19 protein-coding genes are annotated in these 24470 nt (G+C 33.6%); all 19 read left to right on the forward strand.

The window, feature by feature from the left end:
• Window positions 1–149: 149 nt before the first annotated feature.
• Window positions 150–1988: a polysaccharide biosynthesis protein gene (locus MHH87_RS05130; protein ID WP_340748253.1), complete on the forward strand. Its 1839-nt coding sequence runs from the start codon at window positions 150–152 to the stop codon at window positions 1986–1988.
• Window positions 1989–2094: 106 nt separating this feature from the next.
• A complete protein-coding gene (locus MHH87_RS05135) occupies window positions 2095–3321 on the forward strand; it encodes a DegT/DnrJ/EryC1/StrS family aminotransferase (RefSeq protein ID WP_340748254.1) in 1227 nt (408 codons plus the stop codon).
• Entirely contained in the window at window positions 3314–3988 is a 675-nt protein-coding gene (locus MHH87_RS05140; protein WP_340748255.1) for a sugar transferase, read from the forward strand. Before MHH87_RS05135 ends, MHH87_RS05140 begins: the two co-directional genes overlap by 8 nt.
• Before the next feature lie 109 nt (window positions 3989–4097).
• Window positions 4098–5291, forward strand: a complete 1194-nt coding sequence (locus MHH87_RS05145) for an ATP-grasp domain-containing protein (RefSeq protein WP_340748256.1) — start codon at window positions 4098–4100, stop codon at window positions 5289–5291.
• 4 nt (window positions 5292–5295) lie between these two features.
• Window positions 5296–6561, forward strand: coding sequence for a glycosyltransferase family 4 protein (locus MHH87_RS05150; RefSeq protein ID WP_340748257.1), 1266 nt, complete (start codon window positions 5296–5298; stop codon window positions 6559–6561).
• The gene (locus MHH87_RS05155) at window positions 6548–7867 is read left to right on the forward strand and encodes a nucleotide sugar dehydrogenase (RefSeq protein ID WP_340748258.1); all 1320 of its coding nucleotides are present in this window, start codon (window positions 6548–6550) and stop codon (window positions 7865–7867) included. The genes MHH87_RS05150 and MHH87_RS05155 overlap by 14 nt, the downstream gene beginning before the upstream one ends.
• A gap of 3 nt (window positions 7868–7870) precedes the next feature.
• Complete coding sequence (locus MHH87_RS05160) at window positions 7871–8908, forward strand: glycosyltransferase family 4 protein (RefSeq protein ID WP_340748259.1); 1038 nt, start codon at window positions 7871–7873, stop codon at window positions 8906–8908.
• A gap of 58 nt (window positions 8909–8966) precedes the next feature.
• The gene (locus MHH87_RS05165) at window positions 8967–9848 is read left to right on the forward strand and encodes a D-glucuronyl C5-epimerase family protein (RefSeq protein WP_340748260.1); all 882 of its coding nucleotides are present in this window, start codon (window positions 8967–8969) and stop codon (window positions 9846–9848) included.
• Window positions 9849–9851: 3 nt separating this feature from the next.
• Window positions 9852–10958: a glycosyltransferase gene (locus MHH87_RS05170; RefSeq protein ID WP_340748261.1), complete on the forward strand. Its 1107-nt coding sequence runs from the start codon at window positions 9852–9854 to the stop codon at window positions 10956–10958.
• Window positions 10959–10988: 30 nt separating this feature from the next.
• Window positions 10989–12176, forward strand: coding sequence for an O-antigen ligase family protein (locus MHH87_RS05175; protein ID WP_340748262.1), 1188 nt, complete (start codon window positions 10989–10991; stop codon window positions 12174–12176).
• A gap of 650 nt (window positions 12177–12826) precedes the next feature.
• A complete protein-coding gene (locus MHH87_RS05180) occupies window positions 12827–13939 on the forward strand; it encodes a GNAT family N-acetyltransferase (RefSeq protein ID WP_340748263.1) in 1113 nt (370 codons plus the stop codon).
• A 763-nt stretch (window positions 13940–14702) separates the two neighbouring features.
• Entirely contained in the window at window positions 14703–15677 is a 975-nt protein-coding gene (locus MHH87_RS05185; protein ID WP_340748264.1) for a glycosyltransferase, read from the forward strand.
• Window positions 15662–17137 (forward strand): lipopolysaccharide biosynthesis protein, encoded by a 1476-nt coding sequence (locus tag MHH87_RS05190; RefSeq protein WP_340748265.1) that lies wholly within the window; start codon window positions 15662–15664, stop codon window positions 17135–17137. Before MHH87_RS05185 ends, MHH87_RS05190 begins: the two co-directional genes overlap by 16 nt.
• Window positions 17138–17181: 44 nt before the next feature.
• Window positions 17182–18399 carry an ATP-grasp domain-containing protein gene (locus MHH87_RS05195; protein WP_340748266.1) on the forward strand — a complete coding sequence of 406 codons (1218 nt, stop codon included), beginning with the start codon at window positions 17182–17184 and terminating at the stop codon, window positions 18397–18399.
• Between the two features lie 38 nt (window positions 18400–18437).
• On the forward strand, window positions 18438–19661 hold the full coding sequence (locus MHH87_RS05200; RefSeq protein ID WP_340748267.1) for an ATP-grasp domain-containing protein: 1224 nt from the start codon (window positions 18438–18440) through the stop codon (window positions 19659–19661).
• Window positions 19662–19906: 245 nt separating this feature from the next.
• Window positions 19907–20857: a hypothetical protein gene (locus tag MHH87_RS05205; protein WP_340748268.1), complete on the forward strand. Its 951-nt coding sequence runs from the start codon at window positions 19907–19909 to the stop codon at window positions 20855–20857.
• Window positions 20858–20946: 89 nt separating this feature from the next.
• Window positions 20947–22059, forward strand: coding sequence for a DegT/DnrJ/EryC1/StrS family aminotransferase (locus MHH87_RS05210; protein WP_340748269.1), 1113 nt, complete (start codon window positions 20947–20949; stop codon window positions 22057–22059).
• Window positions 22060–22193: 134 nt separating this feature from the next.
• A complete protein-coding gene (gene rfbA / locus MHH87_RS05215; RefSeq protein WP_340748270.1) occupies window positions 22194–23084 on the forward strand; it encodes a glucose-1-phosphate thymidylyltransferase RfbA in 891 nt (296 codons plus the stop codon).
• Between the two features lie 121 nt (window positions 23085–23205).
• Entirely contained in the window at window positions 23206–24240 is a 1035-nt protein-coding gene (gene rfbB / locus MHH87_RS05220) for a dTDP-glucose 4,6-dehydratase (RefSeq protein ID WP_340748271.1), read from the forward strand.
• Window positions 24241–24470 lie beyond the last annotated feature (230 nt).

Raw genomic sequence — 24470 nt, forward strand, 5'->3', positions numbered from 1 at the left:
GTCAAGCTAAAGTATTGGATATTTACCCCATGCATAGCCAAATCATTAACTATATTGGTAAAGGATAACTAATTTTTTTAAAAATGAATACTCATACACTGTATAAAATAGACTGTACAGAAACGATGTAGAAAGAAGGGGAAACACGTGTGAACTACAAATTAAGGTACACAATATTCTTTATTCTTGATTCACTAATCGTGTTATCAGCCATTTTTATGAGTTATGTGTTATTGAACCCTACCTACAATATTTCTGGCGATTCATTAATTGTCATGAGTTCGATTACATTATTGATAAGCCATCATATTATGGCGTATTTCTTCCACTTGTATAATCGTATGTGGAGTGTAGCTTCGGTTAGGGAATTGTTGACAATCAGTTATGCCGTAACAATTTCAATTATTGTGGCAAGTGGGCTTCAATTTTTAGTAAAAGGTGATATTTACTTAAGGATAATGGTTATTACATGGCTATTACACATTGTGCTAATAGGTGGCTCCCGCTTTATTCTACGGCTTTTGCATGATCGAACTTCATTTAAACCACAGGATAATTTAAAACGTGTGTTAATAGTTGGGGCTGGGGAAGCAGGTACAATGCTCGTACGAAGTATTAAGCGAAATCCATTTCCAGAATATCAAGTTGTGGCTATTGTCGATGATGATCGAAACAAACAACAGTTAAAACTAATGGACGTTAAAGTATGCGGCACTACAGAAGAAATCCCACAAATTGTTCAAGAGAAAGCAATTGATGAAATTATTTTAGCTATTCCCTCTCTTGGTAAATTAGCCATTCGAGAAATTTATTCTCTTTGTGCTAGTACTACCGCAACCATTAAAATAATGCCGAAAATTGAGGATGTCATAACAGGTAAAGTTTCGGTAAACGACATGCAAGAGGTTAATATTGAGGACTTACTTGGTCGTAAAGAAATCCAACTTGATATGATAGCCATCGCCAATAAATTAACAAATAAAGTAATCCTCATAACCGGTGCGGGTGGATCTATTGGTGGTGAAATATGCCGACAAGTAGCACAATTTCAGCCCAATAAAGTAATTCTACTAGGGCACGGTGAAAACTCCATTTACACAATTTACATGGAATTATCCGAAAAAACAGAACACAGAAATATTGAGTTTGTTCCAGTCATTGCAGACGTCCAAGATCGAGAACGAATTTTTGAAGTTGTACAGCAATATCAGCCAGATGTTATTTATCATGCAGCAGCACACAAGCATGTCCCACTGATGGAGTACAACCCAAGAGAGGCAGTAAAAAATAATATCTTTGGAACTAAAAACGTAGCAGAAGCTGCACATACATTCGGCGTATCCAACTTTGTGATGATTTCGACAGATAAAGCGGTAAACCCACCAAACGTAATGGGCGCAACGAAACGAATCGCAGAAATGATTATTCAAAACATCGCGAGAAATAGCGACACGAACTTTGCAGCCGTACGTTTTGGCAATGTGCTTGGTTCACGTGGAAGCGTAGTGCCAAGATTTAAAGCGCAAATAGCGGCGGGAGGACCGGTCACTGTAACCCATCCAGAAATGACACGCTATTTTATGACCATTCCAGAAGCGTCAAGACTTGTGTTGCAGGCAGGTGCACTTGCCCAGGGGGGAGAAGTGTTCGTGTTGGATATGGGTGAGCAAATAAAAATTGTCGATTTAGCGAAAAACCTGATTCGATTATCTGGATTTACAGAAGATGAGGTGGGCATTAAATTTTCTGGTATACGTCCTGGTGAAAAGATGTATGAGGAGCTACTCAATGCTGAAGAAATTCAGGAAGAACATGTCTATCCGAAAATCCACGTAGGAAAAGCCAATTGTATGGATGAAACTCTTTTGATGACTTGCCTTGCAGAGCTAGAAGATACTAATGTATTAGAAATAAAACAAAAAGTAATTGATATCGCTAACGGCAACTGGGTAACTAGCACAACGCATTTACCTAGAACGATTGCTTGAAAAACTTATTCCCTTAACAAAAAGAAGCACTAGTAAAACAGTACAAATAAATTAGCTTTGTTTAGTTTCCATTTTAATAATAACTATATGTAGAAAGGCGAGATGTTTGAAAAAAGCTGACGTTAGAAATATCCAATTTTCTCCACCGGATATTACGGATTTAGAGATTGCTGAAGTTGTTAACGTTATGAATTCAGGTTGGATTACTACTGGACCAAAGACAAAAGAGTTCGAGAGAAGAATAGCCGAGTATGTTGGTACAAACATGGCAGTTTGTCTAAATTCTGCAACAGCGGCTATGGAGCTAACTCTTCGTATTTTAGGAATAGGACCTGGAGATGAGGTTATTACTTCAGCCTATACCTATACAGCCACTGCTTCAATTATTGACCATGTAGGTGCAAAAATCGTATTAGTTGATACAGCTACAGATTCTTTTGAAATGGATTATTCGAAGCTTGCTAATGCAATAACTGAAAAAACGAAAGCTATTATTCCAATTGATATTGCTGGAAAGATGTGCGATTACGATGCGCTATACGAAGTAGTAGAGAGTAAAAAAGAACTGTTTACACCTAAAAATAAACTTCAATCGTTATTTAATAGAGTAATTATTATGACTGATGCTGCTCATGCATTTGGAGCTGAAAGAAAGGGTAAGAAATGTGGGCAAGTTGCAGATTTTACTTGTTACTCTTTTCATGCGGTTAAGAATTTAACAACTGCAGAAGGTGGAGCTGTCGTTTGGAGAAATGATCTTCAATTAGATGATGAATGGCTCTATAAACAATATATGCTATACAGCCTTCATGGCCAATCCAAGGATGCCCTGGCAAAAACGCAAATAGGTGCCTGGGAGTATGACATTATCTATCCAGCCTACAAGTGTAATATGACCGATATTATGGCTGGCTTGGGTTTAATCCAACTAAATCGATTTGAAGCTCTAAAAAAAAGACGTAAAGAAATTATAGAGATGTATGACAAGGCGCTTACACCATTAGGTATCCAAAGCTTGCAGCATTATGGAGATAATTTTTCTTCTGCAGGGCATCTGTATTTAGCTAGAATACCTGGGATAGACGAATATAAGAGGAATATCATAATTGTGAGAATGGCGAAAGCTGGAGTAACTTGTAATGTGCATTATAAACCATTACCTTTGTTAACAGCATATATGAATCTTGGGTTTGATATTAAGGATTATCCGAATGCCTTTAATGTTTATAAGAATGAAATCACACTGCCACTTCATACTTTATTGAGTGATGGGGATGTGGAGTATGTGTTGGAAAATCTTTTAGAAATTATAAGGGGTATTGAATTTGTATAAAAAGTATATTAAGCGTAATATAGATATCTTTTTTGCCTTTGTTAGTCTACCAGTTTTACTGGTAGTCTTCATTTTTGTGGCTCCATTTATAGTATTAACAGATAAAGGTTCCATCTTTTATAATGCAAAGCGAATTGGAAAGGACGGAAAGCTGTTTAAAATGTATAAATTCCGCTCTATGACAATTGATGCACCAGATATTAGGTTACCGGATGGTTCCACATATAATGCTGTAGATGATCAGAGGGTTACAAAAGTAGGGAAATTTTTGAGGGAAACATCGCTGGATGAGTTACCACAAATTATAAATATATTAAAAGGTGATATGAGCCTTATAGGACCTAGACCAGATCCACCCGATTGGCTTGATCGATATTCGGAGGATGTGCGAATTTTTCTCACAGTCAGACCAGGTATTACTGGATATAGTCAAGCATATTATAGAAATTCCATTGATAGTGAAGAGAAAATGAAGAACGATGTGTACTATGCTCAAAATTGTTCATTTACTCTAGATAGTAAGATTCTCCTTAAGACAGCAGTAGTCGTTCTTAAAAAGGAGAATACGTATGCAGATACGTCAAGTGCAATGCCAGTTAAGGATCTCGAAATCTACATTGTCCAAAAAAGTAAAGAGGAGACTACCAGTGAAAAAATTAATTCATGAGTACAGAAACAAATTCCGTTATAAATTAATTGGTAGTAGAGAGGGTTACAGAGTATATAACATAAAGCATATCGGTAAAGTCTTAGAACAAGTAGTGGTGACGGCGTAAGTGAAAAAGATCATGATATTAGGGGCTAGCTTACTCCAACTGCCAGCCATTTTAAAAGCTAAAGAGATGGGCCTACAAGTGGTGGCAGTTGATATGGATAAAAATGCTATTGGGTTTAACAATGCAGATGTTAGTCTTCAGATTAGTACTACTGATATTCCTAAAGTAGTTGAAGCTGCCAAGCGTTTCCAAATAGATGGGGTGATGACACTTGCTAGCGATCTCCCAATGAGGACTGTAGCAGCAGTAGCAGAAGAATTAAATATTATTGGCATTAGTAAAGAGACAGCACTGAAGGCTACCAATAAAGCAATTATGAGAGAGTGTTTACAAGAATTCAATGTTCCGATCCCCGTGTTTTACAGAGTAGATCGATATGACGAATATTTAAAAAGCGTTCAGCAAGTCGGAGGGAAATGTATTGTAAAACCTGCTGATAACTCCGGTAGTCGTGGAGTATTTTTAATAAATGATATGAATGATCAAGAATTAGTTGAATATGCTTTCGAATATAGCAAAAAGTTTTCCAACAGTGGTGAAATCGTTGTTGAAGAATATATGGTTGGCGCAGAAGTGAGTGTAGAAACGTTAAGTGTTGGTGGAAAAGTTCATATTATTGCAATTACTGATAAATTGACAACAGGTGCGCCAAGATTTGTGGAAATGGGTCATTCACAGCCATCTTGTTTATCAGAAAATATAAAAAAACAAATCGAAGAAGTAACAAATGCTGCGGTCATGGCACTTGGCATAAAAGAAGGTCCCTCTCATACAGAAATAATAGTAACCACCGAGGGCCCTAAAGTTGTGGAGATAGGTGCAAGGCTTGGTGGTGATAATATTACTACTCATTTAGTACCACTCTCAACCGGAGTTGATATGGTGAAGTGTTGTATTGAAATCGCATTAGGACGGAAGCCTGAACTGGAAAGCAAAATTAACCTAGGTTCTGCTATTAGATATTTTGAAACGCATTATGGAAAACTAATTAGCATAAGTGGCGTTGATCAAGCAAGGCAAAATGCTAGCGTCCAACAAATAAGCTTTGTAAAGAACGTCGGAGATGATATTTGTGAAATCAATAGTAGTTCAGATAGAGTGGGATTTATTATTACACAAGCCATTGATGCGTTTACTGCAATAAATAATTGTGAGATGGCTAAAAACTTGATCAAATTTCAAATAGGGAGCTAATGCGGTGAGAATTTGGATTGTTTCAGTTGGAGAACCTCTCCCAACTGATGGTGAGAATACAAGATTAAGAAGAATGGGAAATCTTGCGAACTGTATTTCTGAAAATGGTCATTCTGTTGAGTGGTTCACTGTCTCGTTTGATCACTATAAAAAAATACAAAGGTGTAAAGAAGATAAAGATATTATTGTTAACGACAATTTTATTATGCATTTAGTATATACAAGCGGGTATAAAAAGAATATTTCACTTAGAAGGATTATGCAGCATAAAGCTGCAGGTCGTAAAATCTATAAAAAAATGAATAGCTTATCAAAACCAGATATTATTATTGCTTCAATGGAGCCATTAGAGGTCTCTTCAGCTGCAACGAAATATGGTGTCAAAAATTTAGTGCCAGTCATAGTTGATGTAAGGGATTTATGGCCAGAAATTTACTATGAGGTATTACCGAAAAGGGTACATTTTTTGTTGAAACCGTATGTTGAATTCTGTCGCATAATACTACGTAAAACCATGGCAGCGGCTTATTCAATAATAGGCTTGTCGGACAAATTTCTTGAGTATGGTTTGAGTTTTGCAGGTCGAGAAAAAGGAATTTTAGATAGAACGTTTCCTATTGCGTATCCTAATTATAATTATAGTCTCTATGAACATAGTTTTAATAAATATTGGGGGAATTTAGGAATTAAAACTACTGATTTTATTATCGTTTTTTTTGGTAATTTCGGAAAACAATTTAATTTTGAAAGTATTATTGAAGCAAGTAATTTATTAAAAGATAGCCCCAGTATTAAGTTTGTGTTATGTGGGACTGGACCCCAACTGGATGATGTTAATAATAGGACATCATCCAATGTGATTTTTCCAGGTTGGATCGAAAAAGAACAAATATCATCAATGGCTTCTAACGCGAACTTAGGAATCGCGCCATACATTAATAGCAAGAATTATACTCAAAATACACCGAATAAGTTTGGAGAATATTTATCAGCCAGCTTACCCGTATTAGTTAGTGTTTCAGGATCAATGGAAAAAGCATTGAAAGAGAATCACTGTGGCTATAAGTATAATAACGGCTCAAACTTAGCGGAAATTATAAAAAACTATTTTAATAATAGTGAAAAGTTAGTTGAGCATTCTATAAATGCGCGACAGTTATATGAGCAAGAATACAACGGTGATGTGGCTTATAGCAAAATGCTTGATTATCTAATTGAAGTAAACAAAACATATGCTGACAATAAGGAGCGAATTCATGACACTTTATGATCAAATCATAAATAGACAAGAAAAAATTTCGATCGTTGGGTTGGGGTATGTTGGAATGCCGTTAGCTGTTGCTTTCGCAAAGAAAGTAGATGTCATCGGTTTTGATTTGAATATTCAGAAAATTGAGGAATATAAAAATGGTATAGACGCTACAAATGAGGTTGGTGATACAGCTATTAAACAATCGACAGTAGATTTTACTTATGATGAAAAAAAACTTCAAGAGGCAAAGTTTCACATTGTTGCTGTCCCTACACCTGTAAATGCGGACAAGACACCGGATTTAAGTCCAGTTGAGGGTGCTAGTAAAATTATTGGAAAAAATCTTAGTAAAGGATCGATTGTAGTATATGAATCTACGGTGTATCCGGGTGTTACAGAGGATGTATGTATCCCAATTCTTGAAAAAGAATCTGGTCTAAAATGTGGAGTGGATTTTAAGGTCGGGTACTCTCCAGAACGCATTAATCCTGGTGATAAAGTATATCGATTACAGAACATTAAAAAGATTGTTTCTGGCATGGACAAAGAGTCATTAGAAGAAATTGCGAAAGTTTATGAGCTTGTCGTTGAGGTTGGGGTTCATCGAACAAAATCAATCAAAGTAGCGGAAGCAGCTAAAGTAGTTGAAAATAGTCAACGTGATATTAATATTGCCTTCATGAATGAACTTGCGATGGTTTTTGATCGCATGGGTGTTGATACCTATGAGGTAATCGAGGCGATGAATACGAAGTGGAATGCACTGAAGTTTTATCCAGGGTTAGTAGGTGGTCACTGTATAGGGGTAGATCCTTACTACTTTATTTATGAAGCGGAAAAACTAGGATATCATTCGCAGATTATCTTATCTGGTAGAAAGATAAATGATGGCATGGGAGAATATATTGCTAATGCTATTATAAAAAAATTAATTCTTGCGAACAAAAAAGTGAAAAAGTCAAAAGTAGTTATTTTAGGTATTACCTTTAAGGAAAATTGTTCTGATACAAGGAATTCTAAAGTAGAAGATATTTTGAAACACCTAAATGAATATGGTATAAAGCCGGTAATAGTAGATCCACAAGCATCTCCTATCGATGCAAAACGTCATTATGGAGTTGATTTAGTACCTCTGGATTCAATAAATGATGCAGATTGTCTTGTTTTTTCAGTAGCTCATGATGAATTTAAAAAATTGAACGTTGATGATATGGACAGACTATTTAGAGCGTTACCAAACGAGGAAAAAATTATAATAGACGTCAAGAGTATTTTAGATAAGAATGAGCTCGAAAATCAAGGTTATAGTTATTGGAGATTATAAAGAATGTATAAATTTGGAATTTGCGGACACTTTGGGGGAGGACAAGAATTTTTAGACGGTCAGACAGTAAAGACAAAAATTTTAACGGAAGAATTAAAACAGGAATTTGGATCGACAGAAGTAAAAGTTGTCGATACACACGGTTGGAAAAAAAACCCTATAAATTTATTTAAAGAATGCCTTTTTTTAATTAAAAACTGCGAAAATATAATTGTTTTACCTGCTCACAATGGTGTAAAAGTCTTTGTACCATTCTTTGTACTATTGAATAAAATTTTTAGCCGTAAACTTTATTATATGGTCATAGGTGGCTGGTTACCAAGCATAGTAGATAATAATATCAAACTTAGGGGGCATGTAGGAAAGTTTACTGTAGTTTATGTAGAAACGCATTCTATGTTAGAAAGATTAGTTGAACAAGGATTAAACAATATAAAAATTCTTCCTAATTTTAAAAGGTTGGAAATTGTTAATGAAAACGAGCTCGTTTATTCAATAGGTGAACCTTATAAACTCTGTACTTTTTCGCGAGTTATGGAGGAAAAAGGAATAGAAGATGCAATAAAAACCGTAATAAAAATTAATGAATCATTAGGAAAAAGTGCATATTCTTTAGATATTTATGGGCCTATAGATCCTGGCTATGTAGAGAGATTTGAAAGGCTAAGTGAAAAATTTCCGGAGTATATTGTATATAAAGGTGTTGTTGACTATAACAAGACTTCCAAAGTATTAAAAGATTACTTTGCGTTATTATTTCCAACACACTTTAAAACAGAAGGCGTGCCTGGTACGATAATTGATGCTTATTCGGCTGGGGTACCAGTAATAGCTTCTCAATGGGATTCTGTTAATGAAATAATCTCTCATGAACTAACAGGTATTATTTATGATTATAGGAAAAATTCGGAACTAGAATATTTATTGCTCCAAATATTTGAAAATCCAAATAAAATTAACAACATGAAAATAAACTGTTTGAAAAAAGCAAAACAGTATTCTACAGAAACAGTTATTAAGGAGTTTTTAAAATATTTATAAATGAGAGGGTTAATTGTATATGGGTTTAAGCATATATAACATAAAGAGATGGACTAGAATGTTAACAGGTAGAAGCATTGAACATGTACATCAGGGTATTGGAAAAATATATTCCCTTTCAGAAGTCAAAGGATATTATAACGATTTAACAGAAAAAGTTACGAAGGATCAATATTATAGCGACGTAAAACTTCCGATCTTAATAACAGAAAGTGGTTCAGAAGTGTTATTTCCGATCGCTATTTTCCAATTTGGTTTAGGTGCATATGATTTATATTTATTAGAAAACGAAACTCTTTTCTTAGAAAAATTTAAAATTTGTGTTGATTGGGCAGTCGATAATCAAAATCCAGATGGGTCATGGAACAATTTCTATTTCAATCAACCCGAAGCACCTTATTCATCAATGGCACAGGGTGAAGGGGTGTCACTCTTAGTAAGAGCTTATAAGGAATTTAACAATGAAAAGTATCTTTTGGCAGCGAAAAGAGCAATAAGTTTTTTAATTAAGCCTCTAGAAGAGGGTGGAACGACCAAATATACTAATAACGAAATTTTTTTACAAGAGTTTACAAACAAACCGACAGTACTAAATGGATGGATATTTTCGCTCTTCGGGTTATACGATTATATTAAAATCGTTAATGATGATAAAAATATTATTGACATATATAATCGTTCAATTCAAACATTGGCAAACCACATGAATGATTTTGATAATGGCTATTGGAGTAAATATAACATTGAACATATAATTACAAGTCCATTTTATCATAGACTTCATATAGCCCAATTAAATGTGATGTATGAAATTACAGGAGAAGATATCTTTAGTGAATATCTTGAAAAATGGACAATCTATAATAATACACCGCTTAATCGATTTAGAGCGTTCACTGTAAAAGCTATGCAAAAACTACTTGAAAATGAGAAGGAATAAAATATGGATAAGAAAACAAAGGTAATGCAAATAATTCCGGAGTTTGGGCTTGCTGGTGCAGAAATCATGGTTGAAAGCCTGTCAGTTGCATTGTATGAAGATGGATTTGATATAAGTATTGTTAGCCTTTATGATTTTCATTCTGCCATTACGGAAAGATTAGAAAACCATAAAATACCGCTTTTTTATTTGGATAAGAAAAAGGGCTTTGATATAAGGGTTTTTTTTCGGTTATATAAATTATTTAAGAAAGAAAAGCCAGATGTGATCCATACACACCGTTATATAATGCCCTATGTGATACCGGCAGCAATCTTGGCGAAGGTACCAACTAGAATTCACACGATACACAATATTGCAGAAAAAGAAGTTGGGAAAATGTCCAGAAAGATAAACTACTTTTTTTATAAATATTGTAGGGTGATACCTGTAGCGATTAGTCCCATCATAAAAAAAACAGTAATCTTAGAATATAGATTCCCAGAAAATCAAGTAGAACTAGTTTATAACGGTATAGATTTAACAAGGTGTATTCAGAAGAAAGAATACCAGGCTAAAAAAGGTGTAATTAACATCCTTCATATAGGACGATTCTCCGAGCAGAAGAACCATGTTGGTTTAATTAAAGCATTTAAAATTATTCATACGAATATTCCAAATGCCGTATTAACATTAATAGGTTCAGGAGAGTTGGAAAAGACAATAAGGGATCTAGTAATAGAACTTGAATTAGAAAATTGTGTAGAATTTTTAGGAGTACAATCAAATGTTTATCCGTATTTAAATGAGGCGGATATATTTGTGCTACCGTCAAAATGGGAAGGCATGCCCATTACACTAATTGAGGCTATGGCTACAGGATTATCAATAGTAGCTACGAGAGTCGGGGGGGTTCCTGATATGATTGAGGAAAATGCAACAGGATTATTAGTTGATGTGGAGCATGAGCAAATTGCAGCTGCATTACTTAAATTGATTAGAAACAGTAGTTTGAGAGAAAAGTTGGGAACTGCAGCAAAAGTTGAATCAAAACGATTTTCATCAAAAGAAATGGCGAAAAAATATGAACTAATATATAAAAACGGTGAGAGTTATTGGAGTGGGAAGTAATAACTTAGAAGAATTTTAAGGGGAGCAACTATGCAAAATATATATCAAAGCGAACGTTTGAATGATAATTATATTGTAATAAGCATCAGAACTTGGTTGTTAGCTGTATATCTTTTTTTTGCTCCATTTGATTTTTTACAAGTAATCCCTGGTGTTTCGCTATCAAGAGTTCTTATTTGTCTGCCCTTAGTTGGGTGCTTTTTGTATATGAAATATATGAAGATTCGACTAGATCGTTTTTTATTTGTAATAATTTTATATGTGGGTATGTTGATTATATCAATGTTTTATACGTATGACTTAGAAAGTACATCTCAAAGAATAATTACAGTTGGATTAAATATGGCGGTCATACTAACTTTATCAATGTTTCATTACAATAAAAGCGAAATTACCATTATAAAAAAGGCCATGGTCTTAAGTGGGTGGCTTACATTATTTTTAATGCTCTTTTACTCTAATACTAGCTTAATGGGAGGCAGAATTACTGTTTCTGTAAATGGAGTTTACCAGGATCCTAATTATTTATGTGGTTTTTTTATCTTTCCAATTATCCATTATTTTGGGGAATTTATAAAAAAAAAATATATATTTTCATTTATAAAAATGAGCGTATTTATAATTTTAGTACTATTAACAGGTTCCCGAGGAGGGCTACTGGCAATCCTTGGTTCTTTAATTTTTTATTGTTTAATTTGGATGATAACAAAAAAATTTACACTCTCTTCTATCGTATTAATTATTAGTGTAACATCTATATTCATTATTTTCTTTAATACAGTCTTAGGTTTTTTGCCACAAACAATTACACAAAGATTTGATGCATCCTTCACAGTACAAGATGGTGCTGCAGGTAGAGGGGCTATTTGGGAGAGTATCATATATAAGTTTAATGATTCACCTAATTTCAATATGTTATTTGGTTGGGGAGCAGGTACAATTCGAAATTTCACTTATAATGGAAGTGTTGGTCATAATATATGGATCGAGTCATTAGTCGAAGTCGGGGTAATTGGCGTGCTCGTTCTTTTCATTTTTTATTTTACTTTTTTCAAAAAGGCCTTAAAAATGGATGAGTACGTTGTTAGCGCCAGTTTTATAGGATATATGATTATGGCCATGTCTATGTCCCTATATTCATATAAACCTATCTGGAACATTATTCTGCTCATCATGATTTTGAAAAATAGCACCGTAAAGAGGGAAATCGTGAAATAAAGCACATAAATTAAAAGCTAAAGTATGCATTTCAGTTTTAACGTTGCAATGTATTACCAGCATTTTATGGATTATTTAACTTTGTAAAATTATTTGCAATGCATATTCACGTGACTCGAATCTTTACTTTTGTCTGACAACTTAAGTATAAGATAATTGGAGGTTACGTGCTTTTTTTGCCCTCAAATTGTATATGGCGGTGATTTTTCCTAGTACTATAATAAGCCATTTACTTCATTTTAGTAGCTCCCAAACATAAACTTGCAAATTTCACTTGTAATTGTAGCCTCTATATATCCCACAGATTGAACTGGTTTCTTCGTACTTTTAATTAGTTGTTTGTTCAGCTCATGCAGCCCTAACCTATTTGGAAATAATATTTATGAAAATGATTCAAATAGTAATTATTGATGTATGAAGTACATATTTTAGTGAATGAGGATATTTTTACTTAAAATGATTGTTTAACTGACGACTAAATAGGCAATGATAATATAGTTTTAAACGTTGGTTGCTAAATGGGTTAAAACAAACCACATTATACAATCCTATTCTTTCAATACTATGTGACAAAGGAGATGGAAAGAATAACCCCAATATTGAAAAGGCCAGGGTAAAACCAGTTATCAATTAGTAAGGGAAGTGTATAAATGTTATCGGAGAAGCAAATTAATAGAATAAAAAAAATAAAATCTTGTCTTCATCTTATCAATTTTGGTGAACTAGAAAAATGGGATCAAATCGTAAAGAGCTTTCATAATTTTGATGTATACTATCTTGCCGATTATGTTAAAGCCTTTAAAATCCACAAAGACGGTGAACCACTACTATTCTATTATGAAGATAAAAATATTAAGGCTATGAATGTTGTTATGAAAAGGGATATAGCAAATGACAAGCGGTTTATAGGGAAAATAGCCCCGAATGTATTTTATGATATTATGACGCCATATGGTTATGGCGGATTTCTAATAGAAGGACATATTACGGAGGAAAGCTTAAAGGAGCTGGATAATGAATATAGTTCCCTGTGTCTAAAGGAAGGGATCATTAGTGAATTTGTCCGTTTTCACCCCGTTCTTAAAAATAGTGAAGATGTAAAAGGCATTTATGATATCTCAATACTTGGAAAAACCATTACAATGCAATTGAGTTCACGAGATCTAATTTTGAGTAATCTTACTAGTGAAAAAAGGAAACGGATTAGAAAAGCTAAGAATTCAGGGATTGAAATTTATTGGGGCAGAAATACAGAATTAATAGGGGAATTTATCCGTATATATAATTCTACTATGGACTATACTAAAGCAAAAGATTATTACTATTTTACAAAAGATTTTTTTAATAGTATCCTTCATGATTTAAAATACCATTCATCTATATTTTACGCTATGGATGATAAAGAGAGAATAGTTGCAATGGCGATTTTCTTATATGCTAATGGACAAATTAACTGTTTCTTGTCAGCTTCAGATAAAGAGCTTGATGAACTTGCATTAACAAATTTAATTATGTATGAAGTAGCTTGCTGGGGTAGTGAAAATGGGTACAAAACCCTCCATATGGGTGGAGGGGTAGGGGGGAAAGAGGATGGTGTATACAGTTTTAAAAAGGCATTCAACAAAAATTCGGAAACAAATTTTCTCATTGGAAAAAAGATATTTAATGAAGAAAAATATAGAGAATTAGTAGAAATCAGAGGAGTAGAAGATGATTTTGATGAAGAAACACCATTTTTTCCAATATATAGAAGTTATACTTAATAGGTTATTAATTTCCCTTTTGTATTAGGGCTTACTATTTTTTGGAATCTAAGCTGCTTAGCTACTGCAAATATTCCCGTATTAAGTGTTATGGCAAAAAGGATTAGTAGTCAATTATCTCTATTTCCAAGCAAAGAATTGGATTCGTTAACTACTAACAGATCAAGTATTTGGAGAAATCATTTAGTATTCTTTCAAGATCAACCTCTTACAAGAATATTATTTGGAGGGAATTAATTACTTTACTGACTTTGATTTTAACTCGAAATTTGAAAACGTTTTCACCAGGCATATATTGATATGCTATTAACATTTGGGTTAATAGGAACATTAGTAATGATATTATTTATTTTTATTGTTACATTAACTTATTCAAAAAAATATTATAAAACTAATGAGTCTTTACCAGAACATGTGCTTTACTTTAAAAGAAAGTGTACTACTTTATAAGCACATGGAACGGAAAGCGTCCGCCTGGAGTGGAATGTGCTGTCAAGTACTGATTTTGGTGTAGAGCCAAACTAATAATCAAGAATATTTGCTTTTAGTAATGACTGGACGACAATACCTTGAACATTTCAGCTGCTATGTAAGCTGTATCGATCTGCTGCTATTTAAAAATAATAATTTTCTTGTGTGTAAATGAAAAACGAAAAGCCTTTGGTACTTCTATTCACAAAAAAATTTAAGACTTACTCATAATCCTTATCGGTAAATAATATAGTGGATGGACCTTGAGTAGTTCTTAAAGGGAGTGTAAGGAATGGAAAATATTCTAGTCAGTATCCACTGTACTACTTATAACCATGAAAAATATATAGAAGATGCAATTGAAAGTTTTTTAATGCAACAAACAAACTTTAAGTATGAAATCATAATTCATGATGATGCCTCTACAGATAGTACTGCAGACATTATTAGAGCATATCAAAGGAAATACCCGGATATTATAAAACCAATATTGCAAAAGGAAAACCAACGATCTAAGGGGGTATCGGTAACTAAATTAAATATGAAGAGAGCAAAAGGGAAGTATATTGCCTTTTGTGAAGGCGATGATTATTGGACACATCCACAGAAATTACAAAAACAGGTAGATTATATGGAAAATAATCCGGATTGTAGTTTATGTGTTCATGCAGGGTATATCGTATTTTCATTAGACAAAAAGCTAGTATCGTATAATCGCCCTAATAAAGGAAATAATGTTTTTACTGTTGAGGAAGTGATTGAAGGTGGTGGTGGTCTTTTCCTCACTAATACCATTCTGTTTTCAACGAAATTTAGTCAAAATAGACCTGCCTTTTTTGATGTTTCTCCAGTTGGTGATTATCCATTAGTAATTAATTTATCTTTGCTGGGTACTGTACATTATATAGATGAATATATGTCAGCTTATCGAGTAGGAGTGGGTGGTTCATGGACTGCTAACTACTTGTCTACTATTGAAAAGAAAAAAACACATTTTGAAGAGATAGCAATTATGCTTGATGAAATAAATAAATACACTAACTACCAGTATGAAGATACTATTACAAGAACTAAGAGTCGCAATCAATTTAACCTATTGTTAGAACAAAGGCTGTTTAAAGAGGCAAAAACAGGAGAATTCAGAGAGTTGTATACTAAATTAGGAGTCAAAAGAAAGATAATTATATTTATAAATCAATATTATCCAAGAGTAGCTGATTACTTAAAATTGATAAAAAGGAAATGGTTTATATGGGCCATGAAGTAAAAAAAAGTGAGGTCCTTTCATCACTCTTGTGGAAACTAATGGAAAGGGGAGGAACTCAAGGTATCCAATTTATTGTAATGATTGTGTTAGCTCGACTATTATTACCTGAAGAATTTGGGTTAATTGTTCTTGTAACTATTTTTATTACAATTGCTGGAGTGTTTGTTCAAAGCGGATTTAATACTGCACTTATTCAGAAGAAAGATGCAGATGCCGTAGATTTTTCATCTGTTTTTTATTTGAGTTTATTTGTTGCAAGTCTGTTATATGTCCTTCTTTTTATTACAGCCCCATTTATCGCTACATTTTTTGAACAGCCTGAGTTTGCAAGGGTCTTAAGAATCTTATCTTTTACATTGTTTTTTGGGGCATTCAATTCCATTCAGAATGCTATTATTTCTAGAAATATGGAATTTAAAAAATTATTTATTAGTAGCCTAAGTGCCAATATTTTTTCTGGCATAGTAGGGGTTGTGTTGGCCTACACAGGTTTTGGTGTTTGGGCTTTAGTAGGGCATCAATTAACGAATCAACTAATGGTTACTATAATTTTGTCGTTTACCGTTAAATGGAAACCTCAATTTATATTTTCAATTGACAGAATAAATAAACTATTTTCATTTAGTTGGAGGTTATTGGCCTCTATGCTACTCGATACGATCAACTCAAATTTGAGAAATCTATTGATTGGTAAAATGTTTAGTCCTGCGACACTAGGTTTTTATAATAGAGGGGATCAATTTCCGAATCTTCTTATAAGCAATATCAATGGTTCTATACAGTCTGTTATGCTTCCAACTCTGTCGTCATATCAGGATGATAAGCAAAAAGTAAAAGCGATTGTACGTAGAGCGATTGTAACGAGTGCATTTATAGTGATCCCAATGATGGTTGGTTTGGCTGTTATTGCTGAACCACTAGTAAAGATTTTATTAACAGATAAATGGTTACCAGCAGTTCCATTTTTACAAATTTTCTGTGCTGTTTATGCATTATGGCCAATTCATACAGCCAATTTACAGGCTATTAATGCTTTAGGGAGGAGTGATATCTTTCTAAAATTAGAAATTGCAAAAAAAATTCTCGGACTCATTATTTTAGCAATAAGCTTACCATTTGGAGTTTATGCAATAGCTATCGGAATATTTGTAGGGGGCATCCTATCTACGTTTATTAATGCCTACCCAAATTTGAAGTTGTTAAATTATAGTATTCAAGAGCAGTGGAAAGATATTATACCATCCTTATTAATTTCCTTATTAATGGGTGCAGCAATTTATCCTATTCAGTGGGTTGGAATGTCCGATATGCTGACGGTGATTACTCAAATCGTTGTTGGTGTTGTTTTATATATAGGTTTAGCAAGGGTATTTAAACTAGAATGTTTTACGTATTTATTGATGACATTGCAAGAAATGGTGAGCAGGCAAAAAGGAATCACTGTAAAAGAGCTGTATTAATGCCATATCAAATAGATTAAAAAATAATTTTAGAGGTGTAGTAAATGAAAAAACTATTAATGCTAGGTGGTTCTCCTTCTCAGGTTCCCGCGATTAAGAAAGCAAAAGAGATGGGATATTACGTTATAACATGTGACTATCTTGAAGACAACCCCGGACATCAGTTTTCTGACGAGTACTACAATGTTAGTACTATAGATAAAGAAGCTGTTTTAGCATTAGCAAAGACCTTAAAATTAGACGGAGTAGTCTGTTATGCTGCAGATTCAGGAGCGCCTACAGTAGCGTATGTAGCGGAACAGTTAGGATTGCCAGCATTTCCATATCAATCTGTCGAGATCCTGTCGAATAAGGATTTGTTTCGATCATTTCTGAACGAAAATAATTTTAACGTTCCATTAGCTATAGGTTATGCAACACTTGAGGAAGCTATTGTAGACTTTCATAACTTTAAAATGCCTGTGATGGTAAAGCCCATTGATGCTTCAGGAAGTAGAGGTATTTCAAAAATAAACTCGATAGAGCTTCTTCAGGAAAAAGTGGAATATGCTTTAAGCTTCTCAAGAGCCAAACGTTTTATTATTGAAGAGTATATTGAAAAGCAAGGATACCAGTTGGGGGTAGATGGTTTCTCTGTAAATGGCCATCTTGTATTTTCTGGTATTGCAAATAATCATTTTGAATCTAAGCTTTTAAATCCATTTCTCCCAATAGGAGAAAGTTATCCTAGTAATCTACCGGAGCATTTGAAGTATAAAATTGATAATGAAATTCAAAGATTAATAAATTTATTAGATCTGAAAACAGGTCCTTTTAATGTTGAAGTTCAAATTGACAATAGAGAAAATATTTATATTTTGGATATAGGTGTACGAAATAGTGGTGACTTGACTCAAATTATAAAATATGCAGATGACATTGACTTAATAAAATATACAATAAAGGCTGCATTAGGTGAGGACTGTAGTGATTTAACGAGGACGGAACCAGTAGGATATTGGTCTAGTTTTCTAGTTATTAGTGAGAAGAGTGGATTATTTAAAGGATTAGAAATTGAAAATGAATTCCTAAAAAATAATATTGTTGAAATTGATGCACTAGTAAAATACAGTGGAAATATGGTAAAACCCGACGAACAATTAGGGAAAATGGTACTGACATTTTCTTCAATGGCTGAAATGTTAGAGAAAATGGATAATATGACAAATTGGATTAAGATCATTGTTGAAGAAAGTGTATTTAGTGATGTCACAAATACGTAATCTTCATTATCTTTCAAAATGACAAATGAGGTGTAATAATGAAAAAATTATTAATGCTAGGTGGTTCATATTTTCAAGTTCCCGCTATTAAAAAAGCAAAAGAGATGGGTTATTACGTTATAACTTGTGATTATTTAGAAGATAATCCAGGCCACCAATTTGCCGATGAGTCCTATAATGTCAGTACTACTGATAAAGAAGCTGTATTACATTTGGCAGATTCGTTGCAAATAGACGGTATCGTTTGCTATGCAGCAGATTCGGGAGCACCAACAGTAGCGTATGTTGCTGAGAAATTAGGATTGCCTTCACATCCATATAAATCTGTGGAATTACTGACTAATAAGGAAAAGTTTAGAGAATTTCAGAAGGAAAATGGGTTTAACATCCCTAGAGCTAAAGGATATCACACATTGGAAGAAGCTAAAGCTGATTTTCATACCTTTAATATGCCTGTCATGATTAAACCGGTTGATTCGTCGGGGAGTAAAGGGGTTTCGAAAATAGACTCAATCGAACTTCTTGAAGAAAAAGTGAAGAATGCATTAAGTTTCTCAAGAGTTAAACGTTTTATTATAGAAGAGTATATTGAAAACTTTGGTCCTCATGTTGGCGGAGATGGCTTTTCTGTAGATGGTAAACTTGTATTTCGATGTTTATCAAATGAATATTTTTCAATAGATCGAATAAATCCATTTGTTTCTGTATTTGCGAGTTGGCCTTACATGATGCCAGAACATATTCACAATAAAATTCACGATGAAATTCAAAGAGTTTTAGATTTACTCAATATGAAAACAGGTGCTTACAATTTTGACATTCGTGTTGATAATAATGAAAATGTGTATCTTATAGAGATTGCTCCGCGAAATGGTGGAGACTGGAACCCTCACGCAATAAAATATGCAACGGGCATTGATACGCTTAAATATACGATTAAGGCAGCACTAGGTGAAGACTGTAGTGATTTAACTATGATTGAACCTACTGGATTCTGGGCCAGTTATGTATTGAATAGTCAGAATAGTGGGATTTTTAAAGGAATTGAGATCCAAGAAGATTTTAAAAATAACAATCTTGTGGAATATGAATTAGTAGTACAACCGGGTGATGATATTTCTGCTCTTACAGGAGCCCATGATAAGGTTGGGATCATGATACTGAAATTTTCTTCAACGGAGGAAATGTTAGATAAGGTGGACAATATGACTAACTGGGTGAAGATTATCATTGAAGAACCTTTATTTACGAATAACAAATAATTTACGGTACATCTAGATGGGTCTTTACCAAAACATGTCCTTTACTTTAAAAGAAAGTGTATTACTTTATAGGCACATGGAACGGAAGGCGACCGCCTGGAGTGGAATGTGCTGTCAAGTTCAGATTTCGGTGTAGAGCCATCTAGATAGTTGAGAATTTTTTTTGTTCAATTATCTGATAATTGGAGTTTTATGATTTACAAAAAATTATACTTCGGATTTTTGATCTTCTTAGAGGTGATGTAATGAAAGAATTAGGTGGATACTTTGGTTTGGAGCAGTTAGTAAATAATGAATATCATGATGATTTAGTTGCATTAAACAATGCACGAAATGCATTTTTATACTTACTTAAGTCAAAAGGGATTCAGAAAGTATATATTCCTTACTATTTATGTGATTCAGTAAGCGACATGTTGAATAAAAATAACTATGAATTTGAATATTATAAAATAAACACCCATTTTATCCCGATATTTAATAAAAAAATTTATGACAATGAAATCCTTTATATTGTTAATTACTATGGACAACTGTCTAATGAGAAAATTCTTCTACTGAAACAAACATATAAGCAAATATTAATAGATAATACACATGCCTTCTTTCAAAGACCGTTGGGTGGGATTGATACTATTTATTCTTGTAGAAAGTTTTTTGGAGTGCCTGATGGAGCGTATCTTTCAACAGATAAAAAACTAAGTGAAGAACTAAAGATTGATGTTTCAAAAGAGAGAATGACACATATTTTGGGGCGTTATGAAGGTTTAGCTGCCGATTTTTATGTTAACTTTCAAGAAACGGATAAGTTACTTAATGATGAGCCTTTAAAATCTATGTCAAAACTTACTCATAACCTTCTCGGAGCAATTGATTATGAAAACGTTCGTCAAATCAGAAATAATAATTATGCATATTTAGAAAGTGCGCTCAAGGTAAAGAATAAATTGCAACTAGTAATACCTAATGGGGCTTTTGCATATCCCCTTTATACCGAAAATGCAATTGAAATTAGAAAAAAATTAATAAAGAGGAACCTGTATATTCCAACTTTATGGCCAAATGTACTGGAAAGCGCATTAGAAAATAGTATTGAGTACCAATATTCAGCCAATATTCTCCCGTTACCATGTGATCAGCGTTATGAAGAAGATGATATGAAATATATTGTACACTGTATAAATGAAGAAATATAAATCATCAGATACTTTATCGATATCATAAGTCAAATTATTTCATAAAGGTAAAGATTAAAACCCTAATGTCCATGAAATGAGGTGCTAGTATGAATAATCCAATACAAGTGACACGTTCATCAATGCCAGGTTTGGATGAGTATGTAGAAGAAATAAAAGATCTTTGGGATAACCAGTGGCTAACTAATATGGGGATTAAACATAGACGATTAGAAGCAGAGTTAGCTCGGTATTTAAACACGCCAAACATTGCTTTATTTACAAATGGTCATCTTGCACTTGAATATTTAATAGGTGCCTTAGAACTTAAGGGAGAGGTTATCACGACGCCTTTTACCTTTGCATCAACAACCCATGCAATTGTTAGAAACGGTTTAACGCCAGTTTTCTGTGATATTAATCCACATGATTATACAATTCAAACGGAAAATCTTGAAAGTTTAATAACGGAAAAAACTTCAGCCATAATTCCTGTTCATGTTTATGGGAATGTTTGTGATTTTAAAGAAATTGAGAGAATAGCAAAAAAATTTAATCTTAAAGTGATTTATGATGCAGCCCATGCCTTTGGTGTTACCGTTGATGGACTAGGGGTGGCTAATTTGGGTGATGCTTCCATGTTCAGTTTCCATGCGACAAAAGTCTTTAATACAATAGAAGGTGGAGCATTAACCTTTGCCGATTCTAGCATGAAAGAGGTATTAAATAGTTATAAAAATTTTGGGATTACTGGACCAGAAACGGTGGAGTATACAGGCGGTAATGCAAAAATGAATGAATTTCAAGCTGCAATGGGTCTTTGCAATCTTCGACATGTAGATGAAGAAATTTATAAGAGAAAGATAATATATGAGCGGTATATTGAAAATCTTAATAATATTAAAGGAATTAATTTATCCCTTCCGCAAAAAGGTGTTAAAAGTAATTATGCATATTTTCCAGTTATATTTGATGGTTTTCCACTTTCAAGAGATGAGGTTCATGATGAATTAACAAAACAAAATATTTTTTCTCGAAAGTACTTCTTCCCACTTACAAATAGTTTTGAGTGTTATCGAGATAGATTTACTCCAGATGAAACTCCAATAGCGAAATATATAGCGAAAAGGATCCTTACTTTCCCACTTTATGCAGATTTAAGTTTGGGAGATGTGGATAGGATTTGTGCGATTATTAAGACAAGTATTACTAATGTACGATAGATAAGTTGAGCAATGTTTTAAGAATAGGAAATCGAGAATCAAATTAGCTTTATCTAACTTTAGTTTAAACAATCTGACAAACTCTATGAATTAATTATTTTCAATAATAAGCATATTAAAGAGGTGAACGTTGAATGAAAGGAATCATCTTAGCTGGTGGATCAGGTACTCGACTGTATCCCTTGACTAAATCCGTTTCAAAGCAAATGTTACCCGTTTATGATAAGCCCATGATTTATTACCCGCTATCTGTATTAATGCTAGCAGGAATAAGAGAGATTTTGATTATTTCTACACCTAGAGATATTGAAGGTTTTCAGGAACTACTTGGAGATGGCTCGATGCTAGGCATGAGTTTTGAATATGCTGTTCAAGATTATCCAAGTGGCTTAGCGGAAGCTTTTATTATTGGTGAAAAGTTTATTGGAGATTCCTCGGTGGCATTAGTGTTAGGAGATAATATTTTCCATGGATCTTATTGGATTAATGTGTTAAAAGAAGCTGCAAATTTAACTTCTGGTGGAATTATTTTCGGCTGCTATGTAAAAGATCCTCGAGCCTATGGTGTTGTAGAGGTAGATGAGCATGGAAACGCCATTTCAATAGAAGAAAAGCCTAAAAATCCTAAATCCTCTTATGCAATTCCCGGCTTGTATTTCTTTGATAATGACGTAGTGGAAATCGCAAAAAACGTAAAGCCGTCAAAGCGGGGCGAAGTGGAGATTACTTCGATCATAGAGGAATATTTACGAAGAGGCGAATTAAAGGTGGAGCTTACAGGTAGAGGATTGGCATGGTTAGATACAGGAACACATGAATCTTTACTTGAAGCATCAAATTTTGTTGAGGCTATTCAAAAAAGGCAAGGGTTATATATAGCGTGTATTGAAGAAATTGCATTTAGAAAAGGCTATATTACTAAAAAACGGTTATTAGAACTAGCTCAACCGCTTATGAAAACAGAATATGGAAAGTATTTGTTGGAAATTTCTAATACATTAATTGACTCTCATGTAAACGTGTAGAGTTTTTTTAGTGGTTAAGAAAGTATAACTTTCTTAACCACATAAGTAAGGACATCAACACGCCCTATTTTGGGCGTGTTGTGTCTTTCTGATTTTAACTTTTTAATGAGGGGCGAAATGGATGACCAGGAAGAAAGTACTCGTTACTGGTGGAGCAGGGTTCATTGGTGGTAATTTTGTTCAGTATATGATTGAAAAGTATCCCGAATATGAGATTTATAATTTAGATGGTCTAACGTATGCGGGTGATTTAACGAAACATCGTGGGATTGAAACAAAGGATAATTATCATTTTATTAAGGCAGATATTGTTGATTATGAGATTATAATTCCTCTATTTGAAAAACATAAATTTGATTATATTATTCATTTTGCTGCAGAAAGTCATGTTGATCGTTCCATCACTGATCCGGGTGTATTTGTTCGAACAAATGTAGTAGGGACACAAGTATTATTAGAGGCGGCAAAAAAAATAGGAATTACAAAATTTGTGCACGTTTCAACAGATGAAGTATATGGGGAATTAGATTTTGATCCCACGACATTTTTTACAGAAGATACACCGCTTCAGCCGAATAGTCCATATAGTGCGAGTAAAGCATCATCAGATTTATTAGTTCGGGCGTATCATCATACTTATGGATTACCTATTAACATCACACGTTGTTCAAACAACTATGGGCCTTACCACTTCCCAGAAAAATTAATTCCTTTAACCATATCTCGCCTATTAAATGAAGAAAAAATCCCTATCTATGGGGACGGGCAAAACATTCGTGATTGGTTACATGTTTTTGATCATTGCGTGGCCATAGATTTAGTATTGCACGAAGGGGTAAATGGAGAAGTATACAATGTAGGTGGACATAATGAGCGTACTAATTTAGAAGTGGTTAAAACAATTATTCATTCATTAGGGAAATCAGAAGAACTAATAGAGTTTGTGACAGATCGGTTAGGACATGACAAGCGTTATGCAATTGATCCGACTAAATTAGAGCAATTAGGTTGGAAGCCCACTTATACGTTTGAAACAGGAATTGCCCAAACGATTCAATGGTATATAGATAACAATGCATGGTGGGAGCAAATTATTAGTGGACAATACCAAAAGTATTTTGACAAGCAGTATTCGTTAGAGATATTAAAAAAGTAGTGTTTTTACTACAGTTGGGACTGAATTCTGAAAGAGATGGGGTTCAGTTCTTATCTACATAAGTAAGGACATCATCTCGCCCTATATTGGGCGAGATGTGTCTTTCTAATGTCTTGTTGCTTATTAAAACGACATAATTATTAAATATTCCTTAGTAATTAAGCGTGTAGGTAATTCATATAATGGAGGAGTTAAACAAGATAGTGAACGTTATGAACTATAGTAAATAT

Source organism: Solibacillus sp. FSL H8-0538 (assembly GCF_038003525.1).
Taxonomy (GTDB): domain Bacteria; phylum Bacillota; class Bacilli; order Bacillales_A; family Planococcaceae; genus JBBOPI01.